This window comes from Candidatus Solirubrobacter pratensis (genome assembly GCF_000425945.1).
Classification (GTDB): Bacteria; Actinomycetota; Thermoleophilia; order Solirubrobacterales; family Solirubrobacteraceae; genus Solirubrobacter; species Solirubrobacter pratensis.
In genome coordinates, this window is the sequence record NZ_AUEK01000013.1 from 16599 (window position 1) to 35920 (window position 19322).

Consider the following 19322-nt stretch of genomic DNA (forward strand, 5'->3'; position numbering starts at 1 on the left):
ACCTCAGCGATCGCCAGGGTGTCGTTTGCGCCCCCCGACCGCGAGGTGGCCGCCGGCCGACGACCATGCAGCCGTGGTGATCCGATCGTCCACCGCGACGGTCGTGAGCGGGAGGTCGTCGGTGCCGGCTTCCAGAGCGCGGCGCTGCCGTCCTCCCCGGCCGAGGCGAGCAACGGCGAGCCGGGTTCGAAGCGTCGCTGATCGTCGGCGCGGTCGCACCGCTCGTCGGCACCTGGATCGTGTTGCGCCGTCTCGCCTACCTGGGCGACGCGATGAGCCACGCCACCGTCGGCGGCGTCGCCGTCGCCTACCTCGGGGGCTGGAGCATCACGGTCAGTGCGATCGGCGCGGGCCTCGCCATGGCTGCGCTGATGAGCCTGCTCGCCGGCCACCCTCGCCTGCGCGAGGACGCCATCATCGGCAGCGTCGAAGCCGCCCTGTTCGCCGCCGGCGTCGTGATCATCAGCCACAACCACGACATCGGCATCGACCTCACCCACGTCCTCTCGGCTCGATCACCACCGTCAACGCGGGTGACCTGCGCCTCGACGCGATCCTCGGCGGCGCCTGTGTCACGCGGCGCACGCACCGCACCCTACGTGCACACGAACCAGCTCACCGCCTCGCACGGCCCGTTCCAGACGCCGATCGACGGCGCAGCGATCCTGCGCGCGGCGTGCGTCTCGGCGGCGTTCGCGATCCCGCCGCTGATCGCCGCGTTCGCGATCTTCGGCCGGCGCGACCTGACGAGCTAGCCGCGCCGGCCTTCGTCAGGAGCGCCTCACTCGGCTCCGCCGCCCGTGAACACGCGCCCGTGCGAGTGCCGCCCGTTGCCCGCGGCGCCGGCCCGTTGCACCGCCGCGAACTCCTCCGCGGGCTCGGTGAACCGGAATGTCGCCGCCGCGGCCGCGCCGCCCACGAGCTCGGCGACCAGGTAGATCCAGATGTGGCTCCACTGGAACAGGCCTATCACCGTCGCGCCGAGCGCGACCGCCGGGTTGAAGGCGCCGCCGGACACCGAGCCCACCGCGAGCCCGCCGGCGGCGACCGTGAACCCGATCGCCAGGCCGTAGAACGAGTTCCCCGCGGTGCCCGTCGCCGTCGCGACGTTCAGGACGACGTACGCGAGCGCGAACGTGAACAGGAACTCGGCCACGAGGATCTTGCCGGTCCCGGCGACCGCGACGGCGTGCGCCGGGTTGTAGCCGAGCGCGATCACCACGCCGGCCGCCGCAAGCGCCGCGAGCGCCTGCGCCGCCACGTAGCCCGCGTACTCGATCGGCCGCAGCTTGCCGCGCAGCAGCACCGCCGTGCTGACCGCCGGGTTGAAGTGTCCACCGGAAACGTGGCCGCCGGCGAACACCATGACCATCAGCACGCCGCCCGCCGCCAGCGGAGCGAGCGCGCCCGCGGTCGCGGACGCCATGCCGACGGTGAAGACGAGGAAGAACGTCCCGACGAACTCCATCTCGAACTTGCGCCTGAGCTCCATCACGCTTCCTCGTGTATGTCAATGATCCGCATCGTGCACCTCTTGAGGGGTAGGTGGCCTCGATGCTGGAAGCCGTCCCCGCCGGGATCACCTGGACCGACGATCCGTCGCCTCCGTCCTCGCGATCGATCGATGTCCGGGGCTCATGCGAGCGGGATGGGCAGCGTGGCCGTGACTACGGTGCCGGCGCCCGGCGGGCTGTCCACGCGCAGCTCGCCGTTCGCCGCGGCGGCGCGGTCGCGCAGCCCGAGCAGCCCGGTGCTGGCGTCGAAGCGGGCGCCGCCGACGCCGTCGTCGCGGACCTCGACGCGCAGCGTGTCGCCGTCGATCGCGGCGGCGATCCAGGCGCGGTTGGCGTGCGCGTGCTTGACGGTGTTCGTCAGCGCCTCGGCGACGATGAAGTAGGCGGTCGCCTCGAGCGCCGCCGGCAGCCGCTCGGCGGCGATGTCAACCGACACGGCCAGCCCCACGCGCGAGACCAGCGCCTCGACGCCGGCGCGCAGCCCGCCGTAGCTGAGCGCCGCCGGCAGGATCCCCTGCGCGAGGTCGCGCAGCTCGGCGGCCGCGCGCTCGCCGTGCTCGAGCGCCTCCTCCAGGAGCGCGACCGCCGGCCCGTCGGCATCGCCGAGCGCCCGTCGCGCCAGCTTGAGCGTGATCACCGACCACGTGAGGCGCTGCTGCGCGCCGTCGTGCAGGTCGCGCTCGATGCGCCGGCGCGTCTCGTCGGCGGTCGCGACGACGCGGGCGCGCGAGGCAGCGAGCTCCGCGCGGCTCTCGGCGTTGGCGATCGCGGTGCCGACGAGCTCGGTGAAGCTCGCCATCCGCTCCTCGGTGTCCGGCGGCAGCAGCGCACGCGCGCCGACGACCAGCGTGCCCCACAGGCAGCCCTCGACGACGATCGGGCTGGCGACCGCGGACTGGACTCCTAGCCGCCGGACGACATCGGCGGTCGGCCCCGTCCTACCCCTCCAGTGGTCCGCATCGACGCGCGCCGGCCGACCGGTGCAGCGGACCATGGTCGTGGGCGACACCTCGCCCGGCGCCCAGCGCAGCCCGACCGGCAGCACGTCCGGATGCCCCCGCTGGGCGGCGACGGTCTCCGTGCCGTCGGACTCGAAGCGGGACACGACGGCGAAATCGGTGCCGAGCAGGCAGCCGACCTCCTGCGCGACCGCAGCGAAGATCTCGTCAGGCGGCAACCCCCGCGCGACGAGCGTCGCCATGCGCCGCAGTGCCGCCTGCTCCTGCGCGAGCACCCGCAACTCATGCCGGCTCGCCTCCAAGGAGCACGCCATCGTGTTCAACGAGCTCTCGAGCGCGCCGATCTCCGCCGGCCCCGTCTCCGGCATCCGCGCCTCAAGATCGCCGCCCGCGAGCCGCCCGGCCATCGCGGCCGCGCGCCGCACCGGCAGCACGATCGCGCGCGTCAGAAACGCGCCCGAGAGCGCGATCAGCAGCACCGAGCCCGCAAGACCTGTGGTCGTCGCGACGATCGCCCGCCGCGTATCCGCCTCGGCATGCGCGTTGCGCGCGTTGAACAGCGCGCGCTCGGCGGCGACGAAGCGGTCGAACTGGCCGCGGAGCGCATCCACGCGCCGCCGCCCCTCGTTCAACCCGGCGACGCTCCGCGCCGCCGCGTCTCCTCGCGTCGCTTGCTCCACGAGCGGGACCGAGTAGTCGTGCACGTACGACTCGACGGCCGCCCCGATCCGCTGCGCACGGAGCCGTTGCGCGGGCACCGTCCCGGCCGCGTCCAGCCGCCTGACGGCCTGCGGGATCGCGGCGCGACCGGCGGTCCACGGCGCCAGGAAGCGCTCATCGCGCGAGATGAGGTACCCGCGCTCGCCGGTCTCCAGGTCCAGCACGAGCCGCTCGAGCGTGTTCGAGGTCACGAGCGCCCCCTGCGACTCGATCGCCAGCGCCACCGAGTCGCGCTCCTCGGAGATCGCGTGCACCAGGAGGGCGAAGGCCGCCCCGATGAGCAGCGCGAGGATTCCGCTGACGACGATCGTCCGGCCGATGAGCCCGGTCACGACTTTCGACAGATCACCCACCCGCTCCTCGCGAACCGGGTTCGCTGCCCCCTGGACAGGACAGGGTCTTCGTGCCGGCGGTCAGAGCGGAAGCTCGAGGCCGGGCGGCGGCTCGAGGTGCAGGGCGGGAGGCCCGAAGCCCGGCGCAGCGTAGGGGTTGTCGCGCGGCGCGATCACGTCGCCGGGCGATCTTCCCTCGATCTGGATCGAGCTCTCGGACAGCGCGGTCATTGCGGTGGCTCTCCCCCGATCGTTCCTCGCTTCGAGCGTAGGTAGAGCTGGACGCCTGGGCCAATGCTCGCCGCGCGCCGGCGTCGTCGCGGCTCGGGGGCACACCCCGGGAGGTCGGCCTGACCCAGAACGCGGTGTTGCGGATCGGACCTAGACCGCCGACCAGATCCTCGACTCGATCGCCCGCGACTGCAACCGAATCATCAATCACGACACTAGTAGCCCGTCAGAGGGAAGTCGGCGGCGATCAGCGTGCCGCCGCCGGCCGGGCTCTCGATTCGGAGCTGCCCCCCGAGGGCCGCCAGCCGGTCCGCCATCCCGAGCAGCCCGCTGCCGTCGGGTCGAGCGCCGCCGATGCCGTCATCACGCACCTGGACTCGGAGCGTGCCGTCCTCAACATGCGCGGCGACCGTGGCGCGACGGGCGCGAGCGTGTTTGGCGACGTTGGTGAGCGCCTCGGCGACGACGAAGTATGCGGTCGCCTCGACCGCCGCGGGGAGCCGGCCCACGGACACGCATTTCTCGACCGGCACCGGCATCCGCGAAGCCAGCCCGTCCACTCCCATCCGGAGCCCACCGTGGGTGAGGCTCGCCGGCAGGATGCCGTGCGCGAGCTCACGCAGCTCGACGTTTGCCTGCTCCGCTTGGTCGAGCGCCTCGGTCAGGAGGGCGGGGAGGTCCTCCTCCTCGCTCTGCCAGGCGCGGCGCGCCAGCTTCAGTGTGATGATCGTGTGGACCAGCCGCTGCTGCGCTCCGTCGTGCAGATCGCGCACCACGCGCCGGCGTTCCTCGTCGGTTGCCTCCGCGATCCGGGCCCGGGACGCCGTCAGCGCGGCTCGCGCCTCGATATTCGAGATCGCCGTGGCGACCAGCTCGGTGAAGTTCTCCAGGCGCGACTCGGTGTCCGGGGGGAACGGGTGCGGACGCTTCGTGTGGACGGCGAGGGCGCCCCACAGTCGCCCATCGACAACGATCGGGCTTCCGACCGACGACCTGATCCCGACGCCGCGCAGCAACGTGGCGTTCGTCCCGGTGACGCCGCTCCAGTCGATCCGCTCGGCTCGGCGCGTCTTCGCGATCATCGTCGCCGGATCGACCTCGTCGGTAGGCCACGGATCCGGCCAGACTGGGTGCTCGCCCGCTGCGCCCCAGGCGGCGACCGGGGTCACCGCGAGATCGGGCCCGTAGCGGATCATGCCCGCGAGGTCCGCGCCGAACAGGCTGCCGACCTCCCCGATGACGGCACCGAAGAGATCACCCTCGGGCACCCCACGCGCGACCAGCGTCGCGACACGCCGGAGCGCCGCCTGCTCGTCCGCGAGCCAAGCGAGCTCCTCGCGGCTAGTGCTGCTGGAGATCGCGGTGGCGACCAGCTCCGTGATCCCCGCCAGCCGATTCTCGATCTGGTCGGGCAAGCGCGCAGGATCAGTCGAGAGGACCGAAATCGCGCCCCAGACCTCGCCGTCGACGATGATCGGAGCGCCGGCGCACGAGCGTAGCCCGGCCTCGCGCTGGGCGTCGGCGATCGTGCCGGGGACGCCCTCCAAGTCGTCGACTCTCCGGGCGCGGCCGACCCGTCGGAGCATCGCGCACACTGCCCCTCCGTCCAGCGACCAGCGACTGCCCGGCTGGAACTGATGCCGAAGCTCGCCCCACGCGCCGATCACGACGCCGACCCCCTCGGACTCGTAGCGCCACACCACCACCAGCGGGAGCCCTATCACGTCCCCAACCTGCTCGGCGATCGCCGCGAACACCTCCTCCGGCGGCGCGCCACCGGCCACGAGCGTCGCGATCCGCCGTTGCGCCACGAGGATCGTCTCCTGCTCCCGCCGCAGCCCTTCCTCCCGTAGGCGATCCTCGGCGTCGGTGAAGGTCACGACGGCAAGCCGACCCGTCGGCGTGTCGATCGGGACCGAGACGTAGGAAACGGGGAACTTCGACCCGTCGCGCCGAACGAACCAGTCCAGGTCGCTCGTGACGGTCCGGCCCGTGGCCGGCGGGAGGCGCATCGGCGCGTCGTCGACCGTGTCATACCCGAGCGCCGCAAGCGCGGCCGCGTTGGCGAACCGAATCCTGCCGTCGGTATCCCCGACGCAGATTGGCTGCGCAGCCCTCTGCAGGACCGTGCCGAGGAAATCCTCGGTAGCGACCTTCAGGCTGGCCACTCGGCGCCTGCTTGGCGGCACGGCGCTATCTGGTTCGCAGGACCCATGGATCGAGCGTGCATGAGATCCTTCGCGGTTTCATACGGCAAGAGACCAGTCGGCGCTGGCCTTGGGCCGTGGGCGTCGGAAGCCAGCTCGAGGTGCTCTCGACCGGCGTTCGGTGTGACCTGCTTCGACGACGCGACGAGCATCCGGGCCGCGCCGAGCACGCACCCCGAACGCGCGGACACAGAGAGCGCCCGCCGCGTCCTCGGCGAGCAGCAGGCCCTCGGAAAGGCGAGCAGCTGCACCGCGAGGCTGATCTTGAGGGAGGAGCGGTGCCCGAGCACGTCGAGGTCGCGGCCTGCTACGTCGTCGCCGAGGCGCTCGCCAACGCGCGGCGTCGAGCGTGTCGGTGGACGTGGACCTGGATGACGCGGCGGTGCGGGTATGGGTCGCGACGACGGGGTGGGCGGCGCGGACCCGGTCCGCGGCGCGGGCCTGATCGGCCTCGGCCACCGCGTCGAGGCGCTCGCCGTCGAGAACCCGCCGGGGAGCGGGACGTCGCTGGAAGCGACGTTTCCGCTGCCGCGTGATGGGGGCTAACCGGCACGACGGATCGGGGCTGGCGGGAGACGCCGCGTGAGATCGCCGAGGCGGCGGACGTGGTCCTCATGTCCCTGCCCGACGACGACGTCATCGAGTCGGTCGCCGTTACGCGGCACGCGTGTCACGCGCCACGGACACATCGCGACCATTCACCTCACGGCGACCGATCGGTCCGGCATCGCGACCACCGTCGCGGCGCTCGGGTCCCACCCCGTGCGCCTGCGCCGCGGCAGCTTGCGCATCCCCGCGACCTCGCTTCGCCGCGCGCGCTTCTTCAGCATCGACGTCTTCGGCAACCGCGAGGCGCCGCGGCGCCTCGCCGGGCGCTAGCCGAACTCCGTGCACAGCCCAGCGGAACAGGCTTCGACGAAGGCCAGTTCGCGCCGCCGCAGACATCGGCTCATCGCGCCTCCGTGCGACGGACGGCAATGAAGTCCTGAGCGCGGCCTACGGCGCGATCGCGGCGATCGTGCGTCCGTCCGCCTTCCTCACCCAGTTGCGCGGCCCCTTCTCGCAGGTGGCGGCCCAGGCGCTGTGGCCGGGGCGCGGCCGTTCTCGTCGAAGTCGCGGCGAGAGCGACGGCAGATGCATCAAAGGCCGCCGCGAGTTGCATCGCTCATCTTGCTCCCACTATTCTCCGCTCATCATTTGCGGCTTCGGCCGCCCGCTGGAGGAGGGTTCATTGCGCAGTCTCAAACGTGCGGCCGTCGCGGCCGCGCTCGCGACGTTGGCCATCGCGGCACCGGCACAAGCCGCTCCGGGCAAGCAGGATCGCCTGGACATGTATCGCGCGACGGTCGGCCCTGCGAAGGTCGTCGATCTGCTCCGGCGCGGCATCGACGTCAGCGCCCGGCAGGACCTTGCCGGCGGTCAGGTCCAGCTCGACCTCGTGCTCACCCCGAGCCAGCGCGCGACGCTCGCATCCGAGGGCGTCGACGCGACACTGATCCGCCTGAAGGACGGCAAGACCGTCAAGCAGTTCGCGGCGGCCCAGGCGGCCGCCGGTTACAACGTGTGGCGCGACTACGACGGGCCGGACGGCTTCGCCGCCTACATACAGCGGATGGCCCGCGAGAATCCGCAGCTGCTCAAGCTCGAGAAGCTCGGCACGACCTATCAGGGTCGCGACATCCTCGCCCTCAAGCTCACGCAAGGGGCGCGCGACGTGCCCGACGGCACGCGGCCCGCGGTGCTCTACAGCTCGCTGCAGCACGCGCGCGAGTGGATCGCCTCCGAGACCAACCGCCGCCTGCTCGACTGGTACGTCGGCAAGTGGCGCGCCAACGACAAGGAGATCAAGAACCTGCTCAAGGCGAACGAGCTGTGGTTCGTGCTGATCGCCAACCCGGACGGCTACCAGTACACGTTCGACACCGAGCGGCTGTGGCGCAAGAACCTGCGCGACAACGACAACAACGGCGAGATCACGATCGCCGACGGCGTCGACCCAAACCGCAACTACCCCGAGCACTTCAACTACGACCGCGAGGGCTCCTCGGCCGACTTCTCGAGCCAGACCTATCACGGCCCGTACGGGGGCTCCGAGCCCGAGACCCAGGCGATGGTCGGCCTGATGCAGCGCGTCAACTTCGCGTTCCAGGTCAACTACCACTCCTACGGTCCGTACCTGCTCTACCCGGCCGGCTGGCAGATCGGCACGCCGACGGCGGACGACCCGATCTACTACGCGCTGTCAGGCAACATCGACCACCCGGCGATCCCGGGCTCGAAGGCCGGCCTGAGCTCGGACGTCCTCTACTCCACCAACGGCGAGATGAACGACTGGGCGCAGACCGTCGGCACGCTCGCGTGGACGCCGGAGCTCGACCCGGGCTGCCCGAGCTGCGGGTTCGTCTTCCCCGACGACGAGGCATTGGTCCAGCAGGAGTTCGAGGACAACCTGCCGTTCGCGCTTTCCGTGGCGCGCTCGGCCGCCAAGCCGTCGGACCCGCAGTCGTCGGTCGGCATCTCGAGCAAGCCGTTCTACCTCAAGAGCGACGACCCGTTCAAGGACGGGACCCCGGGCGCGAACTTCGTGTTCACGAAGTCCTACGGCGACCCACAGGTCGTCGCCACGGTCGCCAAGAAGTCGCTCGGCGCCGTGACGCTCAACTGGCGCGTCAACGGCGGCGCGGTCCGGACGGCGCCGACCAGCGAATGGAAGACCGGTGAGGTCTTCGGCACCGAAGGCCAGCTGTACTACCACCAGGTGCGAGGGCAGGTCTCCGGGACGAGTCCGGGCGACTCGGTCGAGGTCTGGTTCACGGGCGGCGGCCAGAAGAGCGAATCGTTCACGTACACGGCCGTCTCCGAGAGCGGTCGCAAGGTACTGGTGATCGCGGCTGAGGACTACACGGGCGCGTCCCCGGCGCAGCCCGGCGTGACGGCTCCGAAGTACGCGGACACCTACGTCGCCGCGCTCGCCGCGAACGGCATCGCCGCGGACGTCTACGACGTCGACGCCAACGGCCGCAGGGCGCCCGACGCGCTCGGCGTCCTCAGCCACTACGACGCCGTCGTGTGGGAGACGGGCGACGACACCGTAACCCGCAACGCCGGATGGGCTGCGGGCAACGTGTCGCGGCTCGCGCAGGACCTGGCCTTCGAGACGCGCGCCTACATGAACGAGGGCGGACGCGTCCTGTGGGCGGGCAAGCGGGCCACCTACCAGTACTCCGCCACCGGCGGCACCGGCAACCAGCGCTACGACCCGCAGGGCAGCTCGCTGCCGTGCACGGATCCGGCGATCGCCTACCGGTGCCTGCTCCTGCGCGGCTCCGGCGACGGCGTCAACGACGTGCTGCAGTACTGGTACGGCGCATTTCTCGTCAACGCCAACGCGGGCTCGAATCCTGCCGGGGGGATCTTCGCCGCCAACGGCATCGGCGATCCGTTCGCGGGCCTGAGCTGGGGCTTCGGCGCCGGGGCGACCGACAACGCGTCGTTCATCACGACGAGTGGGATCCTGCCGCCGTCGGAGTACCCGCAGTTCACCTCCACGCCCGCCGCGCGCTACGCGCGTCCCGGCGGCCCGTTCGAGCCGCACACGGGGAGCAGCTACCTGTACTCGGGTATCGCCGACGTGAGCTTCAAGCGGCTCACGAAGACGATCACCGTTCCCGCCGGCGGCCACCTGAAGTTCTGGGCGTCCTATGACACCGAGCAGGACTGGGACTACCTGACCGTGGAGGCGCGCCACCCCGGCCAGGACGACTGGACCACGCTGCCCGACCTCAACGGGCAGACGAGCGGCGGCACCGGCGAGTCCTGCGCCTCCGGCTGGCGCGAGCTGCACCCCCAACTCGACCACTACCAGACGCTCGCCGGCGACGCCTGCACACCGTCCGGCACGACGGGTGCCTGGAACGCGGCCACCGGCAACTCCGGCGGCTGGAAGGAGTGGGACGTCGACCTGAGCGCCTACCAGGGCGGCCAGGTCGAGCTCTCGATCTCCTACATCAGCGACTGGGGCACCCAGGGCCTGGGCGTCTTCCTCGACGACATCACCGAGCCCGACGGGTCGACGACGTCGTTCGAGGACGGACTCGGCGGCTGGTCGATCACCGGGCCGCCGCCCGGCTCAGGTCCCAACAGCAACAACTGGACGCGCACGGGGGCCGCCGGCTTCCCCGAGGGCGCGGCCATCCGGACCGACCGCTCGATCCTGCTGGGCTTCGGCCTCGAGCAGGTCGACACGGACGCCAACCGCGCGGCGATCATGAGCCGCGCGATGCAGGATCTGCTCGGCTAGCTGAAGGGCCGGCCGCGGAACGCCCGCGGCCGGCCCGTCCACGCGAGTACCCGCAAAGGGCGCTCGACGGCCCGCAGCCGCCAACGCCGGTGCGCGGCGGCGTCGACGAGCTCGGTCGCGGTGCGCTCGAAGGCGGGATAGGTCTGCGCGGTCCGTGTGGCCCTCGCGCGCGGGGTCGGCACGCTCCAGTGGATCCGCTCGCCCCGGCCGGGGAACTCGGGGCACACCTCGCGTACGCGGTCGCACAGGGTGACGACGTGGTCGAAGCGCTGCTGCGCGAGCTCGTCGAGGTGCTTGGAGCCGCGGCCGGCGATGTCGACGTCGCGCGCGCGCATCGCGCGCACGGCGTTCCGGTGCAGCGGCTTGGGGTGGCTGCCGGCGCTGAACACCTCGATCGCGCCGCCCGCGAGGTGCTGCACCAGCGCCTCGGCCATCTGCGAGCGGGCGCTGTTGCCGGTGCAGAGGAACAGCAACCGCGGGCGCGCTTCACTGGTGCGCTGCTCCCGCCTGCTCGACGAGGCCAGGGCCGGCCGCAGCCCCGGATGAAGGTCGCCGCCGCCGGCCGCCAGCAGCTCGCCGCAGCGCGGCAGGTCGAGGCTGTAGTAGGCGTCGCGCCGATCGGCCGAACTGCGCCGCATGGACACCAGCCGCTCGGATCGCAGTCGACCGAGGTGGTAGGAGACCAGGCTCTGAGGCCGGCCGACCAGAGCGCACAGCTCGCGCACCTGACGATCGCTGCGCCCGAGCTCGCTCAGCAGGCGCCAGCGCAGCGGGTGCCCGGCAAGCCGCACGAAGCTCGGCGGCGAGAAGTCCGGGTCGAGATGGTCGCGGGAATGCGACGACGATGCATCAATCCAGATTGATCGATCGTCGATCGCCGGCGGCAGGGAGCAGCAGGGTGATCGTCGTGCCCGTCTCGGGATGCCGGCATGCGAGCCGCGCCAGCTCGGGATCGGCGGCGGGCTGGTGGTGGTGGTGGCCGGCGGAGCAGATCCGCAGTTGGCCGCCGTGGGCGGTGGCGATCGCGTCGACGAGGGAGAGCCCGAGGCCGGCTCCCGCGCCGGTGCGCGAGGATTTGTCCTGACGGAATCGCTCGGCGGCATGGCGGAGGAAGCCGGGCCGCATGCCGGCGCCTTCGTCGTGGACAGAAAGTACAGCCGCGGGGGTGATGTCCGCTCGGGCCGCGGTCAGGGTGATCGTGCCTGTGCCGTAGCGGACGGCGTTGTCGACGAGGTTGCCGAGGGCGCGTTCCAGGAGTGCAGCGTCGGCGTGGATCACGAGATCGTGCGGGGACTGCACGTCGACCGTGCGCGCCGCGTGCGTGTCGAGCTGGCTGCGAGCGCGCCGAGCCGCGGCGTCCAACACGTCTCGCGCGTCGATGTCCCGCGCGTTCGGCGTGGCGCTTCCGAGCGCGCCGAGCGTAAGGAGCGCCTCGGCCAGCTCGACGAGCTGCGCGGTGCCGGTGCGGAGCCGGCGCAGCGTCGCCGCGTACTCCGCGGCGGTGCGTGGCTTGCGCAGGGCGAGGTCGATCTCGGCGGAGAGGGTGCTCAGTGGTGTGCGCAGCTCGTGGCTGGCGTCGTCGATGAACTGTCGCTGGCGCTCGGCCGCTCGCTCCTGCGCATCGAGCATCGCGTTCAGCGTCGACCCCAGGCGGCTGATCTCGTCGTGCGGTCCCGCGGGGACGTCGAGGCGGACGCCGGTCGCGCCCTGGGCGATCTCCTCCGCCTGCGCGCGATAGTGCTCGACCGGGTCGAGCGCCGCGCGCGCGAGGCGATAGCCCACGAGCGAAGCCAGCGCGAGCGCGAGCGCGTTGGCGATCGTGAGCTGTGCGAGCAGCTCCCGCAGCGCCTCGTCGCGCTGGTCCAGGCGCACCGCGCCGGCCGCCACGGCCGCGGGTCCGCTCCCTCCGACGGGGACCGCCAGGATCCGCAGGTGCCGTCCGCGCTTGGAGAACAGGTATCCGCGTCCGGTCTGGAGCTCACCCCGTGCGGCGCGCCGGGCCTGCTCGGGCGCGAGCAAAGGGCGACCGCCGGCGATCCCCGGCCCGGAGGCCAGGACCGTCCCACCGGCGGTCAGCAGCTGCGCTTCGCGTCCCTGATCGCGCAGAGACGCCAACGCCGCCGCCGGGGCCTGGCGCGCCGCGGCCTCGCGAAGATCACTCGTCTGACTGAGCAGGTCCTGGTCGAGGCGATGGTCGAGCGCGAACTGCACGCGCCAGAAGACGAACGCGCCGGCGGCCACCAGCACGACGATCATCGCGACGACGAACCCCACGACCAGGCGAACGCGCAGCGGAAGGCGCCTCACCCGCACGGGCATCACTCGGAAGCCGTGTCGTCGAGCCGGAAGCCGATGCCGCGGACGGTTCGGATGCTCTTGCGGCCGAATGGGCGGTCGACCTTGGCGCGCAGATTGCCGACGTGGACGTCGATCGCGTTGCTGCGCAGATCGGTCTCCCCGTCCCACACGTCGTCGAGGATCTGCAGTCGCGTGACGACGCGACCCGCGCGCTCGGCCAGCAGAGCGAGCAGGTCGAACTCGCGGGCGGTCACGTCGACGAGCACACCACCCCGCGTCACGGTGCGCCGCTCGCGATCGACCACGAGGTCGTCGACGATCAGCAGCTCATGGCGGCCGCTGCGCCGGGCGAAGACGCGCAGCCGCGCGAGCAGCTCGTCGAATGAGAACGGCTTGGTGAGGTAGTCATCCGCGCCAGCGTCCAGGCCGCCGACGCGATCGGGGATCGCCTGCCGCGCCGTGAGCATCAGCACCGGCGTGTCGTTCCCGCGTGCACGCAGCTCCCGGCAGACCGCCGGCCCGTCCTGCCCGGGAAGCATCCAGTCGAGGACCACCGCGTCGAAGGAATCGGCCATCGCGGCGGCAACTCCATCGGGCCCGGTGTGGCGCACGGACACGTCGTGACCCGCATCCTCCAGGCCGCGCCCGAGGACGTCCGCCAGGCCTTCGTCGTCCTCGATGACCAGCACGCGCATCGCCGCATTCTGCCCGACGGCACGGGCCGGACAGCGCTTCACGATTGCTTCAAAGACCCTGCCTACGGTGCCGGGCATGACCGAAGTCCTTGCCGTCGACGCCGTCGACGTGACCAAACGCTACGGCGATCTGACCGCCGTGGACGCGATCACCCTGCAAGTCGCGCAAGGCGAGGTGTACGGCGTCCTTGGACCCAACGGCGCGGGGAAGACCACGTTCTTGCGCATGCTGTTCGGCCTCATCCGTCCCGACGCCGGAACGATCAAGCTCTTCGGACAGACGTGGGAGCACACCGGGCCGCGCACGCTCGACGGCGTCTCCGGGTTCATCGAGAGCCCGAAGTTCTACCCCTACCTCAGCGGACGCAAGAACCTCGCCGGCCTCGCGCGACTCGACGGCGGCGCCACGCCGAGGCGGCTGGACGAGGTCCTCGAGATCGTCGATCTGATCGACCGCGCCGACCACAAGGTCGGCGGGTACTCGTTCGGCATGCGCCAGCGCCTCGGCGTCGCCGCCAGCCTGCTGCGCGACCCTCAACTGCTCGTCCTCGACGAGCCCGCCAACGGCCTGGACCCCGCCGGCATGCGCGACATGCGCTCTCTGATCAAGCGACTCGCCGCCGGCGGCTTGACCGTGCTCCTGAGCTCCCACGACATGTCCGAGGTCGAGGAGATCTGCGACAACGTCACGATCATGCGCACGGGGTCGGTCGTGTACCACGGCGAGATCTCCGCGCTGCGCGACCAGGCGCCCGAGCAGGGCCACCGCATCCACACCGACGACGACCAGCGCGCGAGAGAGCGCGCCGCACGGCACCCCGGCCTCCAGGTCACCCTCGCACCTGACGGCGGGCTCGTCGTCGAGGGGTCGCAACACGACGTCGACGCCTACGTCACGACCCTCGTCACGTCCGGGATCGCGATGCGCGGACTCGAGCTGACCGAGACGCCGCTGGAGACGCTGTTCTTCATGCTCACCGAGTCCGCCCCCGGCGGCGTGCCCAACGAGCTCGATCGCCGCCCGATCGGAGCCGTCCGATGAGCAGCCCCGCCGCCGTCGCACCGCTCGCGCCGCCCCAGCGGGCCGCACGCCGCCGGCCGACCCTGTTCGACGCGATCGCTTGGGAGATGACCAAGCTCACCGCCCAAGCCCGAGCCCGCCTCACGCTGCTGATCTGCTTGATCGCGCCGGTGTTGATCGTGATCGTGATCAACGGCCAGCAGCGCCCGCCCAAGGACAGCCTCTTCGGGCGCTACATCCATCAGAGCGGCTACGCCGTCCCGCTGCTGGTGCTCGGCTTCGCGGCCCAGTGGGTCCTCCCGCTGCTCACCGCGCTGGTCGCCGGCGACATCTTCGCGAGCGAGGACCAGCACGGTACCTGGAAGACCGTCCTCACCCGCTCGGCAAGCCGCGCGCAGCTGTTCTGGGCCAAGACCATCACCGCCCTCGCCTTCGCGACCGCCGTCCTGGCCATCCTCGCCGCCAGCACGATCGTCGCCGGCATCCTGATCGTCGGCCACCAAGACCTCACCGGCCTCTCCGGCCAGCTCATCCCGTCCAGCACCGCCGCGCGCCTGGTGATCGCCAGCTGGGCCACCGCGCTCGCCCCGATGCTCGGCTTCACGTGCCTGGCGATCCTGCTGTCCGTCCGCTCCCGCAACCCCGCCTTCGGGATCGCCGCCCCCGTCGTCATCGGCATGGTCATGCAGCTCGCCGGCACGCTCGGCGGCGTCGAGGGCATCCGCCCGCTGCTGCTCACCACCCCCTTCGAGTCCTGGCACGGCCTGCTCGCCCAGCACCAGTTCTACGCACCCCTGATCTGGGGCTTCGTCGCCTCGGCCGGCTGGTGCGTGGTCTGCCTGACCACGGCATTCATCTCCCTGCGACGCCGCGACATCGCCGGAGGCTGAGACCATGAACCTTCACACCATCCGGCGCCTCGCCGTCCTCTCCGCCACGGGAGCCGTCGTGCTCGGGCTCAGCGGCTGCGGCGGCAGCGACGTCACCAAGGCCCGCCTGGAGCGCAACCTGCCCCAGACGTTCGCCAACCTCTACGTCCAGCAGGCCAAGCTCCTCGGGCACAAGGACATCACCGTGCGGTCACTGCATGCGCGCGCGCAGTGCGACAAGGGCGGCGCGAAGGTCGCCGACCGCGGACCCGGCGCCGACTGGATCTGCCTGATGAGCTGGAAGGACCCGAACGTGCCGCTCCCCGACGGATACGGCAAGTTCGAGGTCAACGCCCACAGCAACGACTGCTACACGGCCGGCGGCCCGTCGAAGCTCGTCGGCCTGCAGACGATCAGCGACACACACGGCAACGACGTCGACAACCCCGTCTTCGAGTTCGACAGCTGCTTCGATCCGCACGGCTCGAACGCCCCCACCGGCGTCGCCTTCCCGACCGCCACGCCGACCGCCACCGCGACCCCGCCACCATCGACGCCCGCCGCGCTGACACTCCCGGCAGCCAAGCTCGCGCTCGACAGCCACGGCCGCATCGCCCCAACGCTCAGCTGCTCGACCGGCGCCGGCGGCTGCGCCGGCACCCTCACCGCTAAGAGTGGCAAGCGCACACTCGGAACGGCGACCTACGCGCTCCCCCCCGACGGGAACGCCGCCATCCCGCTCCGCCTCACCGGCCGACAAGAGACGAGCGGCGGCACGATCGTCCTCACCGTCAAGCCCGTCATCGGCACCGCCCCGCGCACGTCCACGACAACGACCGTGTCCAAGCGCTGACGCGAGACCGCAATGCAAGGAAGCTGCCGCTCACAGCACGATCACGCCGCGACTGTTGGGATGGGACATCCATCACAACGACGAGAGCAACCGCTCGACCCGTTCGCCGCACTGCTCCGTCGCCGGCGCCGTCTCCTTCGCGCGCTTCCTCGCCAACCTGACTCGGAGGTCCGGCCGTGACCAAGCGTCCTGCATCGATCGTCCCGGCCGTCATCGTCGGCCTCGCGCTGCTCGCGCTCGCGGGCCTGTACTTCCTCGACTCGGCGGGATCGCTGCCGAGCTTCATCCCCGGTCACGAGGCCGGCTCGACGCACCACCACGTCAAACACGGCATCGCCGCCGGGCTCCTTGGCCTCGGCTGCCTGGTGGTCGCGTGGTTCCAGACCGGCCCGACCGCCCGCGAGCGGACCGATGTCTCACGGGCACACTGACCCGCGCCCGTACTGCAACGCGCACCAGGTCGACGGCGTGGCCGGCGATACCCGTGGGCGACAGCCCCGCGACTACGCGGCGGAACGCGCGCACGGCCAGCGGCACGAACACGAGCAGCAGGCCGGCGAGCCAAGCGAGCGTGCCGAGAAGCGGCCCGGTCACGTCCTCTTCGCCGATCGTCTGCGCTCGGGCGGCATCGACGCACAGCGTGACGGGATTGGCGCTCCCAAACGCCTCCAGCGTGCCCGGCATCGAGGGCCGAGGACACGAACGTGAGCAGCAAGACCCAGATGAACCCCGCCGACTGTGGTGGCTCCGGATTGCGCACGGACAGCGCGACGAACGCGCTCATCCACGAGAAGACGTAGGAGAACGCAACCGACCGGGCGGCCCGCGGCCTCGAGCTCGGCAGTGAGATCGGTTTCGAGCAGAGGCGGCGTGCCTCGGCCATGCGGCGCTCGGCGATCCATTCCTGCACCGTTCCGGCCGGTCTTGCGCCTGACGACCGTCGTGAGATGGGCCCGGCGACAGGCTCACCGCGGCTGCGACGTCGCGGAGCGAGATGCGCTCGTGGTAGCGCGCCCCGATGAGGCCGAAGACGTCGGCGAGCAGGGGCTCATCCTTGAGCGTGAGATCCCGACCACGTCGGCCGCCAGGCGAGCGACGCCCACGAGCAGGAGCGTCAGGTGGGCGACGACCGCCTCTCCGTAGCCGTCGTGCCGTGCGCGGAGCTCGAGGTCCAGGGCCCGCACGCGCTCCGACCAGGCGCGCCTCTCAGCCGCGGGGACGATCAGCCGCTGAGCGCCGGTCGCCGCGCCTCGCGCGAACGGGAAGAGCAGTGGGTGCGCGCGCCAGCCGAGCAGGGCGTCGGGCGGCTGCGGTCCGAGCCCTTCGGGCGGGAAGTAGACGGCCCAGCCCTCGGCCAGGCCGCCTCACGCCGCACTCGCGTTGGTCGGCGAGATCGCGGAACGCGCGCAGCGGCCGGCGTATGTCGCGATCCCCTGCTACGCCGACGTGCTGTGCATCGCAAGCAGCGTTCCTTCCCCCGCGCGCCGCGACGACCTCATGGGCGTCGCGACATCGCCCCCAGGTCGGCTGCCGCTCGCGCACCGCCGTCGATGGCGGTACACGTTGGTCGAACGCCTCGCGTTGGACGAACGGCAGCACAGCGCCTTGGACGACGTGCTCAGCCTCGGGTATGCGCGGGTTGAGGATCAGGTCGCGATTGCGGTCCCATGGCGACCTGATGGCGCGCTCGGCGCGCTCACCGTGGCCGATGTCGAGTGCGGGCAGCTGAGCGTAATCGTGCGGCTCGAGCGCTCGCTCGTGGTGAGCTATGACCCCGGAACCTCCGCAACGAGCGCTCGCATGATCGACGGCGAGGGGGCCTCGCGGGCGGCAGTCAGCGCGCATGGTCGAGCCGACCCGGGTCGCGCAGCCACGCTACGTCGCAAACGAGGCTGTAGGACCGGATCGGCGCGGACGATGCTCTGAAGCCGCAGGTCCGCGAGGACAGTCTCAGCGCGCAGGGCACGCGGACCGCTGTGCCGTGCCTCCTGCGGATCATGCCGCTGATGTCAGCCCCGCGCGTCAGCCGCTCCCCGACGTGCGGCTCAGCCAGATGCCGCCTCCGACACGCAAATTCGGGGCCAGCGCCACACGGGTCCCGGCGCGCGCCATGAAGCTAGTGCGCGTGGTGGTACTGGTGCACCACGGCGTGACCCTTGCCGCGGACGAGCAGCCAGCGGTTGACCGGGAAGGCGAAGGCGCCGGCGATCAGCAGGGCGATGGCGAGACTGCCCCAGAAAAGCGGGTCGCCGAGGCCGGCGGCCATCGCGCCGGGGATGAGCACGACGATCAGCGTGTCGACGATCTCCATCGTGGTGATCGAGAGCGTGTCGGAGGCGAACGCCAGCGGCGCGGCGCGGCGCACCCCGAGCCCGGCGCGCAGCAGCGGCAGGCTGGTGAGGCTGTAGCCGAAGAAGAATGCGAGCACGATCGACGCGGCGATCGTGGCGCCGTTGGACCAGCCGAGTGCGGTGCCGATGATCATGCCGAGGACCTCGCCGATCGCGCAGCCGGTGAGGCAGTGCACAGTGGCGCTCAAGGCCAGGCGGTTCACGGTTTGGCCGGTATCGTGGCCGGCCTGAGCGTGCGTGCTCATGTCGGGGCCTCCTTCGCTGTCGTGAGTGGGCCGGGTCAGCCGCGGCGCATGAGCCGGGCGACGGCGGCCATCAGCTCGTCGGTCTTGTCGGCCTGCTCGGCCTCGTCGGCGCCCATGACGCAATGGCGGGCGTGGTCGTCGAGCAGCCCGAGCGCGACCTTGTCCAGCGCAGCCTGGATCGCGCTGATCTGCGTGATGACGTCGATGCAGTAGCGGTCATCTTCGACCATGCCATGCACGCCGCGGACCTGGCCCTCGATGCGCTTGAGCCGTTTCTGGAGCTGGTCCTTGGTCGCGGTGTAGCCGCGGGCCGGCGTGGCGGTGGCGGTGGCGGTGGTCGGCATGGCGCGAGGCTCCTGGGTCGGCGTACGCTGACAGTAGCATACCCCTAGAGGGTATAGTCAAAGCTTCTCGCTTCCGCGCTCCCGCCGCCGCGGGAGTGGTCCCCGAGTTGGCGGGACTCGTGGGGTGTGGGACCTTGATGCCAACGTCGATCGTGGCAGGAGCATCCGCATGCCACCGATCCGCCGAGTCCTGATCCTCGCCCTCGACGGCGTCCAGTCGCTCGACGTGCTGGGCCCGGTCGAGACCTTCTTTCTACGCCAACCAGCAGGCGCCGGGTCCTATCGCGTCGACGTCCTCGCGCCGACCGCCGACGGAGAGATCGCGCTCTCCAACGGCGCGCGTCCAGCGCCGCGTCGGGGTCACTCCCGCCGCCTAATCGCGA

General features: G+C 71.4%; 17 protein-coding genes. 8 read left to right on the top strand and 9 right to left on the bottom strand.

Going from position 1 to position 19322, the window contains the following annotated elements; genetic code table 11:
* Positions 1-197: 197 nt before the first annotated feature.
* Positions 198-755, top strand: coding sequence for a metal ABC transporter permease (locus tag H958_RS43695; protein ID WP_081686083.1), 558 nt, complete (start codon positions 198-200; stop codon positions 753-755).
* A 26-nt stretch (positions 756-781) separates the two neighbouring features.
* Here H958_RS43695 and H958_RS38840 read toward each other — a convergent pair whose 3' ends face one another.
* The 4 genes from H958_RS38840 to H958_RS0119715 form a co-directional block, all read right to left on the bottom strand.
* Positions 782-1492 (bottom strand): aquaporin, encoded by a 711-nt coding sequence (locus tag H958_RS38840; RefSeq protein WP_081686084.1) that lies wholly within the window; start codon positions 1490-1492, stop codon positions 782-784.
* 143 nt (positions 1493-1635) lie between these two features.
* Positions 1636-3525 carry a CHASE3 domain-containing protein gene (locus H958_RS38845; protein ID WP_051324550.1) on the bottom strand — a complete coding sequence of 630 codons (1890 nt, stop codon included), beginning with the start codon at positions 3523-3525 and terminating at the stop codon, positions 1636-1638.
* Between the two features lie 81 nt (positions 3526-3606).
* Positions 3607-3756: a hypothetical protein gene (locus tag H958_RS46485; protein WP_156028094.1), complete on the bottom strand. Its 150-nt coding sequence runs from the start codon at positions 3754-3756 to the stop codon at positions 3607-3609.
* A gap of 215 nt (positions 3757-3971) precedes the next feature.
* Positions 3972-5924 (bottom strand): GAF domain-containing sensor histidine kinase, encoded by a 1953-nt coding sequence (locus tag H958_RS0119715; RefSeq protein ID WP_051324551.1) that lies wholly within the window; start codon positions 5922-5924, stop codon positions 3972-3974.
* A gap of 429 nt (positions 5925-6353) precedes the next feature.
* On the opposite strand from H958_RS0119715, the gene H958_RS46490 reads away from it, so the two are divergent.
* Both H958_RS46490 and H958_RS0119730 read left to right on the top strand, forming a co-directional pair.
* Entirely contained in the window at positions 6354-6509 is a 156-nt protein-coding gene (locus H958_RS46490) for a hypothetical protein (protein WP_156028095.1), read from the top strand.
* Between the two features lie 685 nt (positions 6510-7194).
* Complete coding sequence (locus tag H958_RS0119730; RefSeq protein ID WP_028059919.1) at positions 7195-10263, top strand: M14 family metallopeptidase; 3069 nt, start codon at positions 7195-7197, stop codon at positions 10261-10263.
* Here H958_RS0119730 and H958_RS38850 read toward each other — a convergent pair.
* The 3 genes from H958_RS38850 to H958_RS0119745 are packed head-to-tail and all read right to left on the bottom strand — an operon-like array spanning position 10260 to position 13256.
* Complete coding sequence (locus H958_RS38850; protein WP_196807454.1) at positions 10260-11054, bottom strand: arsenate reductase/protein-tyrosine-phosphatase family protein; 795 nt, start codon at positions 11052-11054, stop codon at positions 10260-10262. The two genes, H958_RS0119730 and H958_RS38850, sit on opposite strands and share 4 nt — an antisense overlap.
* Before the next feature lie 58 nt (positions 11055-11112).
* Entirely contained in the window at positions 11113-12570 is a 1458-nt protein-coding gene (locus tag H958_RS0119740) for a HAMP domain-containing sensor histidine kinase (protein ID WP_196807455.1), read from the bottom strand.
* A gap of 11 nt (positions 12571-12581) precedes the next feature.
* Positions 12582-13256 carry a response regulator transcription factor gene (locus H958_RS0119745; protein ID WP_028059921.1) on the bottom strand — a complete coding sequence of 225 codons (675 nt, stop codon included), beginning with the start codon at positions 13254-13256 and terminating at the stop codon, positions 12582-12584.
* Positions 13257-13332: 76 nt separating this feature from the next.
* Here H958_RS0119745 and H958_RS38855 point away from each other — a divergent pair, with 76 nt between their 5' ends.
* The 5 genes from H958_RS38855 to H958_RS0119775 all read left to right on the top strand — a co-directional run bounded on the left by H958_RS38855 (position 13333) and on the right by H958_RS0119775 (position 17925).
* Positions 13333-14298 carry an ABC transporter ATP-binding protein gene (locus tag H958_RS38855; protein ID WP_051324552.1) on the top strand — a complete coding sequence of 322 codons (966 nt, stop codon included), beginning with the start codon at positions 13333-13335 and terminating at the stop codon, positions 14296-14298.
* On the top strand, positions 14295-15167 hold the full coding sequence (locus H958_RS0119755; RefSeq protein ID WP_028059922.1) for an ABC transporter permease: 873 nt from the start codon (positions 14295-14297) through the stop codon (positions 15165-15167). The genes H958_RS38855 and H958_RS0119755 overlap by 4 nt, the downstream gene beginning before the upstream one ends.
* A 4-nt stretch (positions 15168-15171) precedes the next feature.
* A complete protein-coding gene (locus H958_RS47720; protein ID WP_196807456.1) occupies positions 15172-15999 on the top strand; it encodes a hypothetical protein in 828 nt (275 codons plus the stop codon).
* A gap of 176 nt (positions 16000-16175) precedes the next feature.
* Positions 16176-16430 (top strand): hypothetical protein, encoded by a 255-nt coding sequence (locus H958_RS43700; RefSeq protein WP_028059923.1) that lies wholly within the window; start codon positions 16176-16178, stop codon positions 16428-16430.
* Positions 16431-17379: 949 nt separating this feature from the next.
* Complete coding sequence (locus H958_RS0119775) at positions 17380-17925, top strand: hypothetical protein (protein WP_028059925.1); 546 nt, start codon at positions 17380-17382, stop codon at positions 17923-17925.
* A gap of 190 nt (positions 17926-18115) precedes the next feature.
* Here H958_RS0119775 and H958_RS0119780 read toward each other — a convergent pair whose 3' ends face one another.
* Complete coding sequence (locus tag H958_RS0119780; RefSeq protein WP_028059926.1) at positions 18116-18595, bottom strand: DUF4396 domain-containing protein; 480 nt, start codon at positions 18593-18595, stop codon at positions 18116-18118.
* 35 nt (positions 18596-18630) lie between these two features.
* On the bottom strand, positions 18631-18939 hold the full coding sequence (locus H958_RS0119785) for a metal-sensitive transcriptional regulator (RefSeq protein ID WP_028059927.1): 309 nt from the start codon (positions 18937-18939) through the stop codon (positions 18631-18633).
* Between the last annotated feature and the right edge of the window lie 383 nt (positions 18940-19322).

Bases quoted from the DNA above. Each gene is read 5' to 3' on its own strand.
- H958_RS0119785 (WP_028059927.1), bottom strand. From the start codon at position 18,939: ATGCCGACCACCGCCACCGCCACCGCCACGCCGGCCCGCGGCTACACC.
- H958_RS0119780 (WP_028059926.1), bottom strand. From the start codon at position 18,595: ATGAGCACGCACGCTCAGGCCGGCCACGATACCGGCCAAACCGTGAAC.
- H958_RS38840 (WP_081686084.1), bottom strand. From the start codon at position 1,492: ATGGAGCTCAGGCGCAAGTTCGAGATGGAGTTCGTCGGGACGTTCTTC.
- H958_RS46490 (WP_156028095.1), top strand. From the start codon at position 6,354: ATGGGTCGCGACGACGGGGTGGGCGGCGCGGACCCGGTCCGCGGCGCG.
- H958_RS46485 (WP_156028094.1), bottom strand. From the start codon at position 3,756: ATGACCGCGCTGTCCGAGAGCTCGATCCAGATCGAGGGAAGATCGCCC.
- H958_RS47720 (WP_196807456.1), top strand. From the start codon at position 15,172: ATGAACCTTCACACCATCCGGCGCCTCGCCGTCCTCTCCGCCACGGGA.
- H958_RS0119755 (WP_028059922.1), top strand. From the start codon at position 14,295: ATGAGCAGCCCCGCCGCCGTCGCACCGCTCGCGCCGCCCCAGCGGGCC.
- H958_RS0119745 (WP_028059921.1), bottom strand. From the start codon at position 13,256: ATGCGCGTGCTGGTCATCGAGGACGACGAAGGCCTGGCGGACGTCCTC.
- H958_RS38855 (WP_051324552.1), top strand. From the start codon at position 13,333: ATGACCGAAGTCCTTGCCGTCGACGCCGTCGACGTGACCAAACGCTAC.